Annotated in this window: 8 protein-coding genes; 4 read left to right on the top strand and 4 right to left on the bottom strand. The window is 69.2% G+C overall.

The genetic code is table 11. The annotated features are described in order from the left end of the window. Positions 1–247: 247 nt before the first annotated feature. The 4 genes from qcrB to ctaE all read right to left on the bottom strand — a co-directional run bounded on the left by qcrB (position 248) and on the right by ctaE (position 4,521). On the bottom strand, positions 248–1,918 hold the full coding sequence (gene qcrB / locus WBN91_RS11240; protein WP_337727967.1) for a cytochrome bc1 complex cytochrome b subunit: 1,671 nt from the start codon (positions 1,916–1,918) through the stop codon (positions 248–250). Beyond that, complete coding sequence (gene qcrA, locus WBN91_RS11235; RefSeq protein ID WP_337727966.1) at positions 1,915–3,039, bottom strand: cytochrome bc1 complex Rieske iron-sulfur subunit; 1,125 nt, start codon at positions 3,037–3,039, stop codon at positions 1,915–1,917. Before qcrA ends, qcrB begins: the two co-directional genes overlap by 4 nt. Next, positions 3,036–3,845: a cytochrome bc1 complex diheme cytochrome c subunit gene (qcrC, locus tag WBN91_RS11230; protein ID WP_337727965.1), complete on the bottom strand. Its 810-nt coding sequence runs from the start codon at positions 3,843–3,845 to the stop codon at positions 3,036–3,038. The genes qcrA and qcrC overlap by 4 nt, the downstream gene beginning before the upstream one ends. A 67-nt stretch (positions 3,846–3,912) precedes the next feature. Further along, positions 3,913–4,521: an aa3-type cytochrome oxidase subunit III gene (ctaE, locus tag WBN91_RS11225; protein WP_337727964.1), complete on the bottom strand. Its 609-nt coding sequence runs from the start codon at positions 4,519–4,521 to the stop codon at positions 3,913–3,915. Positions 4,522–4,604: 83 nt separating this feature from the next. On the opposite strand from ctaE, the gene WBN91_RS11220 reads away from it, so the two are divergent. From WBN91_RS11220 to WBN91_RS11205, 4 genes are all read left to right on the top strand, one after another. Further along, positions 4,605–5,015 (top strand): hypothetical protein, encoded by a 411-nt coding sequence (locus WBN91_RS11220; RefSeq protein ID WP_337727963.1) that lies wholly within the window; start codon positions 4,605–4,607, stop codon positions 5,013–5,015. Positions 5,016–5,059: 44 nt separating this feature from the next. Continuing rightward, positions 5,060–5,470: a hypothetical protein gene (locus WBN91_RS11215; protein WP_337727962.1), complete on the top strand. Its 411-nt coding sequence runs from the start codon at positions 5,060–5,062 to the stop codon at positions 5,468–5,470. Between the two features lie 65 nt (positions 5,471–5,535). Beyond that, positions 5,536–6,591 carry an anthranilate phosphoribosyltransferase gene (gene trpD, locus WBN91_RS11210; protein WP_337727961.1) on the top strand — a complete coding sequence of 352 codons (1,056 nt, stop codon included), beginning with the start codon at positions 5,536–5,538 and terminating at the stop codon, positions 6,589–6,591. Positions 6,592–6,645: 54 nt separating this feature from the next. Further along, entirely contained in the window at positions 6,646–7,332 is a 687-nt protein-coding gene (locus WBN91_RS11205; RefSeq protein WP_337727960.1) for a lysophospholipid acyltransferase family protein, read from the top strand. The last annotated feature ends 34 nt before the right edge of the window (positions 7,333–7,366 follow it).

Below are 7,366 nucleotides of genomic sequence, written 5' to 3'. Positions count from 1 at the left end.
CTCGTTCCTCGCAAAAACTTTCGGCTGCACCCGACCCAAAGCGTGGTAGCCCTTCGGGCAGGCCATACGGGGATGACACAAGCAAGAAGCCCAGGCAGAGGTGTGCCGCGCGGCAGCTTCGTGAAAAGCCCTCGTGCGGCGGTTGGGTGGTGGGGCGCGGGGTATGTGCGGGGTGGTGTGTGGGTGGTGAATGCGGAAGGCCCCGCACCCCTGTTGCCGGGTGCGGGGCCTTTCCGTGTTCTGCTTGTCAGTCCTCCGGCTGTGCCGGCTTGCCCGCCAGCTCCGCCGACGGCTTGTTCTCCGCCGTCAGCGAGTCCTTCGGGCCGCCGTTCTCCTTGCGGGCGCGGGCCAGGGCCGCCGTCTCCTCCGGCGCGTCCGGCGTGAGGAAGCTGCCCGGGACCGGGTGGCCGGCCGAGCCCAGCTTGTTCATCTTCTTGGGCACCGGAGCACCCTGGTAGGCCAGTTCCAGCGGGTGGCCGTGGTCGTCGACCGGGCCGAGGGGCTGGTGGACCTCGATGAACTCGCCGTGCGGCAGGCGCTTGATGATGCCCGTCTCGACACCGTGTGCCAGGACCTCGCGGTCGCCGCGCTGCAAGCCGATGCAGATGCGGTAGGTGATGAAGTAGGTGATCGGGGGGATCACCAGCAGGCCGATGCGGCCCATCCAGGTCGTCGCGTTGAGCGAGATGTCGAACTGGTAGGCGAAGATGTCGTTCGCGCCCATGACCAGCAGGACCATGAAGTACGAGATCGCCATCATGCCCAGCGACGTCCGGACGGGCACGTCGCGGGGGCGCTGGAGCAGGTTGTGGTGCGCGTAGTCCTTGGTCATCTTGCGCTCGATCCACGGGTAGACCGCCGCGATGCCGGTCAGCAGCGGCAGGCCCAACATGAACGGCCAGAACGGGGCCGGGACCGTGTAGTCGCCCAGGTAGAGCTCCCACGCGGGCCACACGCGGACCAGGCCGTCGGTCCAGCCCATGTACCAGTCGGGCTGCGAACCCGCCGAGACCTGCGCCGGGTTGTACGGGCCGAAGTTCCACACCGGGTTGATCTGGAAGACGCCGCCCATGATCGCGGTGACCGCGACGACGATGGCGAAGAAGCCGCCGCCCTTGGCCGCGAACACCGGCATGATCCGGACGCCCACGACGTTGGTCTCCTTGCGGCCCACGCCCGGGAACTGGGTGTGCTTCTGGTACCAGACCAGGGCCAGGTGGACCGCGACCAGCGCCAGGATGATGCCCGGGATGACCAGGATGTGCAGCGCGTAGAGGCGCGGGATGATCTCGGTGCCGGGGAACTCGCTGCCGAACAGCAGCCAGTTCAGCCACGTGCCGATGACCGGGATCGAGATCAGCAGGGCCGCCATGACGCGGAGGCCGGTGCCGGACAGCAGGTCGTCGGGCAGCGAGTAGCCGAGGAAGCCCTCGATCGCGCCGAGCATGAACAGCACGATGCCGATGACCCAGTTGATCTCACGCGGACGCCGGAAGGCGCCGGTGAAGAAGATCCGGAACATGTGCACGACGATCGCGCCCATGAACAGCAGCGCCGCCCAGTGGTGCACCTGGCGCACGAACAGGCCGCCGCGGACCTCGAAGGAGATTTGCAGCGTCGACTCGAACGCCCGGGACATCTCGATGCCCTGGAGGTTCGCGAAGCTCCCGTTGTAGACGACCTCCTCCATCGAGGGGTCGAAGAACAACGTCAGGTACGTGCCCGACAGCAGCAGGACGATGAAGCTGTACAGCGCGATCTCGCCGAGCAGGAACGACCAGTGCGTCGGGAAGACCTTGTTCATCTGGTGCCGCAGGCCCTTGGCCACGTGGTACCGGTCGTCCGCCCACTTCGCCGCACCACCCGCCGCGCGGGCTGCGGCGTTCTGCCGCTTTGTCGGCGTGGTGATGCCGCTCATGACTTACGCTCCCAGAACGCCGGACCCACAGCCTCGATGAAGTCGCTGCGGGCAATCAAGTATCCGTCCTCGTCCACCGTGATCGGAAGCTGGGGCAGGGCACGGGTCGCCGGGCCGAACCGGGGCTTGCCGTAGTGGAAGACGTCGAACTGCGACTGGTGGCACGGGCACAGCAGCAGACCGGTCTGCTGCTCGTACAGCGAGGTCGGGCAGCCCAGGTGGGTGCAGATCTTCGAGTACGCGTAGAAGTCGCCGTAGTTGAAGTTCTCCTGGCCCTCCCGCTTGACCACGGACTGGCCGGGGCGCAGGCGGATGAGCATGACCGGGTTGTCGGCCCGCTTGAGGGCCGCGACCAGGGCTTCTTCGTCGCCCTCTTCCGACTTGCGGAACGGGAACACCGTTTCGAAACCGCCCGCGTCGAGGTCCTCGGGGCGGATCAGGGCCACCTCGTGGAAGTTGCCGGTGTGGCGGCGCAGGTAGACCTTCTCGCCGTTCTCGGACTTCCAGCCGGTGTGCCACAGCGACGCCTTGGTCTCGCTGTCGGCGTGCGGGTTGCGGATCAGGCTGCCCAGCGGCAGGGCCACGACGCCCAGGCCGAACACGCCCGCGCCCAGGCCCGCGGTCCGCTTGATCAGCGACCGGCGGCCGATGGTGGAGCGCACGCCCGCGTCGGCCAGCTCGGCGACGATGGTGGCCTTGTCGACCTCCGACGAGCCGCCGTCGCCGCGCTCCTGGACGGCCAGCTCCTCCGGGATGAACTTCTTCGTGTAGAGCAGCGCGCCGACGCCCAGGCCCAGGATCGCGACGCCCAGGGTGAGGCCGATGACCGGCGTGTACAGGCTGTACAGGAAGTGGTGCCCGCTGTCGGGCGCCTCGTAGCGCCACGGCCAGAACAGGAACGCGGCGAGGAACGCCAGGCCGCCCAGCGCGGCGATGGCGAACCACAGGGCGACCAGCCGCTCGGCCCGGCGCTCGGCGCGGGTCCCCTTGACGGGCCACCGCTCCTCGTAGTGGACGATCTCGACGCCGTCCAGCTTCGTGCCGAGCTTGACCAGCTCGTCCCTGCTCATACCGGCGAGCTCCGCCTCGCTCGGCAGGTTGTTCGGCTGCACGCCGCTCATGCCTTGGCTCCGATCCAGAGGGCCACGCCGATCAGGGCGGCGATGCCCACGATGAACGCGATCAGACCCTCTGAAACCGGCCCGAAGCCGCCGAGGGGGGCGCCGCCGGGGTTGTTGTTCCCGTCGGTGACCGACTTGATGTACGCGATGATGTCCTTCTTCTCCTCCGGCGTGAGCTGCCGGTCGGAGAACTTCGGCATGTTCTGCGGACCGGTGAGCATCGCCGTGTACAGCTGCTCCTCGGTCACGCCGTCCAGCACGGGTGCGAACTTGCCGGACGACAGCGCCCCGCCGCGACCGGTGAAGTTGTGGCACGCCGCGCAGTTGAGCCGGAACAGCTCGCCGCCGCGGGCGGAGTTCTCGCCGCGCAGCGCCTCACCGCGCTCCTCGGGGGTCTCCGGGCCGCCGCCGCGGGACTGGATGAACGCGCCGATGGCGTCGATCTCCTCCGCCGTGAACACGGCGGGCTTGCGCTGGGCCTGCGCCTCCTGGCGGGCCATCGGCATGCGGCCCGACGAGACCTGGAAGTAGACGGCCGCCTCGCCCACGCCGATCAGGCTCGGGCCGCGGTCCTGCACGCCGTCGAGGTTGTCGCCGTGGCAGGAGATGCAGGTGTTGTTGTAGAGCTGCTCGCCCAGTCGCACCTGGGCCGGGTTGTCCTGCGCCTGCGCGGTCTGCGGCTGCGGCGCGAGGGCGCTGAACAGGAAGCCCGCGGACAGCAGCGCGAAGCCCAGGGCTAGGAGGCCCGAGATCCGCCGGCGCAGCTTGGTGCCGCGCTTCCGGGCCCGTGTGGTGTTGGTGGTCATGTGTGCGGCAACCCTTGCTGGTGTGAGTTCGGGGTTCGTGCTGCTCGTCGGTGGTGCGCGAGCCTGGTCAGGGCACGATGTAGATGACGGCGAACAAGCCGATCCAGACGACGTCGACGAAGTGCCAGTAGTACGACACGACGATCGCGGAGGTCGCCTGGGCGGGGGTGAACTTGCTCAGCTTCGTGCGGACCAGCAGGTAGCCGAACGCGATCAGACCGCCGATCACGTGCAGGCCGTGGAAGCCGGTCGTCAGGTAGAAGACCGTCCCGTACGCCGACCCGGGGATCGTGGTGCCCTCGTGGACCAGGTTGATGTACTCACCGACCTGCCCGCCCACGAAGATCGCGCCCATGATCAACGTGACCAGGTACCACCGGCGCAGCCCGAACACGTCACCGCGCTCGGCGGCGAACACGCCCCACTGGCAGGTGAACGACGAGGCCACCAGGATGATCGTGAAGAACAGCGCGTACGGCACGTTGAGGTGCGTCGGCGCGGGGGGCCACGGTCCTTCGTTCTGGGCCTTCACCGTGAAGAACATGGCGAAGAGGCCGGCGAAGAACATGAGCTCACTGGACAGCCAGACGATCGTGCCCACGCTGACCATGTTCGGGCGGTTCAGCGAGTGCACGCGCGGGCCGATGGAGGGCGCTGCCGTTGTCACACGACGCATTATTGCTTGCAGGTTTTCGCCCCGCCCATCGGGTCCGGGGCAGGAGCAGTGGTCATCTGGGTCACACGGTCGGTGAGGGCGGCATGGGGTTGTTGGGCCGGTTGCGTGATCGGTTGTCCCGCAAGGGCGAACCCGCACTGGAGATCGATTCACCGGGGTTGGTGGTGGTCGCCGAGGCGTTCGACATCGCCGAGGCCGACTCGGCGGTGCTGGCCCGGTCATCCGATCTGCGGACGACCGAACCGGCGGTGCTGCGCCACCACCTCACCCTGCCCCCTGACCAGGTCGAACGTGCCCGAGAACTGCTCGCGCCGGACGGCTGGACGTTGGTTCCCGGTGAGGTTTCCCACGCTCTGCGGGTGCAGGTGCTGACCGCGTTGTCGTGCGCGCAGGAGCGTTCGCGGATGGCGAGCCTGGCGCAGCGGCTGGGCGGTGACTGGATCGGTTGGGACGCTCTCCAGGTCCCGCACCGGTCGCCGGAGTGGGACGGATAACATCAGCTTCCACCTGGCACCCGACCCGCCGGAGGATCGCGCAGATGAGCACGCAGACGACCAGGATCCTGGTGTTCAGCCACCGCCCCGAGGTGCGTGAGACGATCATCACCGCGGTGGGCCGCCGTCCCGCGCCCGACCTGCCGCGCGTGGAGTACGTGGAGGCGGGCGGCGTGGCCGACGTCCTCTACGAGATGGACAACGGCGACATCGACCTGGCGATCCTGGACGGCGAGGCGCAGCCGACCGGTGGCATGGGCCTGTCCCGCCAGCTCAAGAACGAGATCACCGACTGCCCGCCGATCGTCGTCGCGGTCCGCCGCAAGGACGACCGGTGGCTGGCCACGTGGTCGCAGGCGGACGCGGTCATCGTCCACCCGCTCGACCCGCTGGCCGCCGCCGAGACCGTCGCCGAGGTGCTGCGGTCCACGGGCGTGCCCGCGGTCCGGGGGTGACCCCAGTGGGAAGCGGGCCGGCGGGAGGCGGGCCAGTGGGAGGCGGGCCGGCGGGAGACCGGTCGGTGGGAGACCGGAGCTGGCCGCAGCTGCTCAACCGGCTGATCGACCGCGTCGACCTCGGCGAGGGCGACACCGCGTGGGCGATGGACCAGATCATGTCCGGCGCGGCGACCACGGCCCAGATCGGCGCGTTCGCAGTGGCCCTGCGCGCCAAGGGCGAGACGCCGGAGGAGGTCGACGGCCTGGCCGCGGCGATGCTCAAGCACGCCCGCCGGTTCACCGTCGAGGGCCGCGCGGCCGACATCGTCGGCACCGGCGGCGACAGCTCCGGCTCGGTGAACATCTCCACGATGGCGACCCTGGTGGCCGCCGCCGCGGGCGTGCCCGTGGTCAAGCACGGCAACCGGGCGGCGTCGTCCAAGTGCGGCACGGCGGACGTCCTGGAGGCCTTGGGCGTGGCGATCGACCTGCCGCCGCTGGGCGTGCAGACGACGGTCGAGGAGCTGGGCGTCGGGTTCTGCTTCGCACCGGTGTTCCACCCCGCGTTCCGGCACACCCTGGGTCCTCGGCGCGAGCTGGGCATCCCCACGTCGTTCAACCTGCTCGGGCCGCTGACCAACCCGGCCCAGCCGGTGGTGGGCCTGATCGGCTGCGCCCGCGCCTCCGCCGCGCCCCTGATGGCGGGTGTGTTCGCCCGACGCGGCAGCACGGCACTGGTCGTGCGCGGCGACGACGGGCTGGACGAGATCACCACCACGGCCACCACGACTGTGTGGGTCGTCTCGGACGGGACGGTCCGTGAGGACCGGATCGACCCGTCGCGGCTGGGCATCCCCACGGCCACCCCGGAGGACCTGAAGGGCGGCGACGCAGCCGTCAACGCCGAGGTCGTGCGCGAACTGGTCGGCGGCAAGCCGGGGCCGGTCCGGGACGCCGTCCTGCTCAACGCGGCCGGGGCCATCGCGGCACATGCCGGGTTCAGCGGCGACCTGCACACCGACCTGGCGGCCGGGCTGGTTCGGGCAGCCGAGGCGGTCGACTCCGGCGCCGCGGGTGACCTGTTGCGGCGCTGGGCGGCGCGGTCGACCGAGTTGAAGGCCGAGCTGGCGGAATCCTGAGGTGTGGGCCACCTTTTTCACCGGCCGGTAACCACGAAGAGGGATGCTGTTCCCATGCTCTACACGGTGATGCGACGGGTCGTGGCGCCCACGGCCCGGATGGTCTGGCGCCCGAAGGTCGAGGGCTTGGCGAACGTGCCCGCGGACGGCCCGGTCATCCTGGCGGCGAACCACCTGTCGTTCATCGACAGCATCGTGATCCCGATGGTCGTGCCTCGGCGGGTGTACTTCCTGGCCAAGGCGCAGTACTTCGAGGGCAAGGGGGTCAAGGGGGCCCTGTCCCGGTACTTCTTCGGCTCGCTGGGGCACGTTCCGGTACGTCGTGGTTCTGGGCGGGCGGCTCGGGCCTCTTTGGACACTGCGGCGTCGATCCTGGCTCGTGGGGACGCCTTTGCGATCTACCCGGAGGGCACTCGGTCTTTGGACGGCCGTCTGCACCGGGGGCGCACTGGGGTGGCTCGGATGGCGTTGGAGTCTGGTGCGCCCGTTGTGCCGGTGGGGATTGTGGGGACGGATCAGGTGCAGCCGGTGGATGCGAGGTTGCCTCGCATTCGGCCGGTGACCATTCGGTTTGGGGAGCCGTTGGACTTCTCGCGGTATGCGGGGATGCAGGAGTCGTTGCCGGTGTTGCGGTCGGTGACGGATGAGATCGTTTATCGGATCTTGGAGTTGTCGGGGCAGGAGTACGTCGACCGGTACCAGAAGTCGGCTAGTCAGGAAGCCGGGCTCGACGCCGCCTGAGAGCACGTTCGCCGGCTTTTCGGCACGCGGAGCG

This window comes from Saccharothrix sp. CCNWYY140 (assembly GCF_037401995.1).
Classification (GTDB): Bacteria; Actinomycetota; Actinomycetes; order Mycobacteriales; family Pseudonocardiaceae; genus Actinosynnema.
Note: the sequence above shows the minus strand (reverse complement) of the source record. Positions and strands in the feature narration are given on the sequence as shown.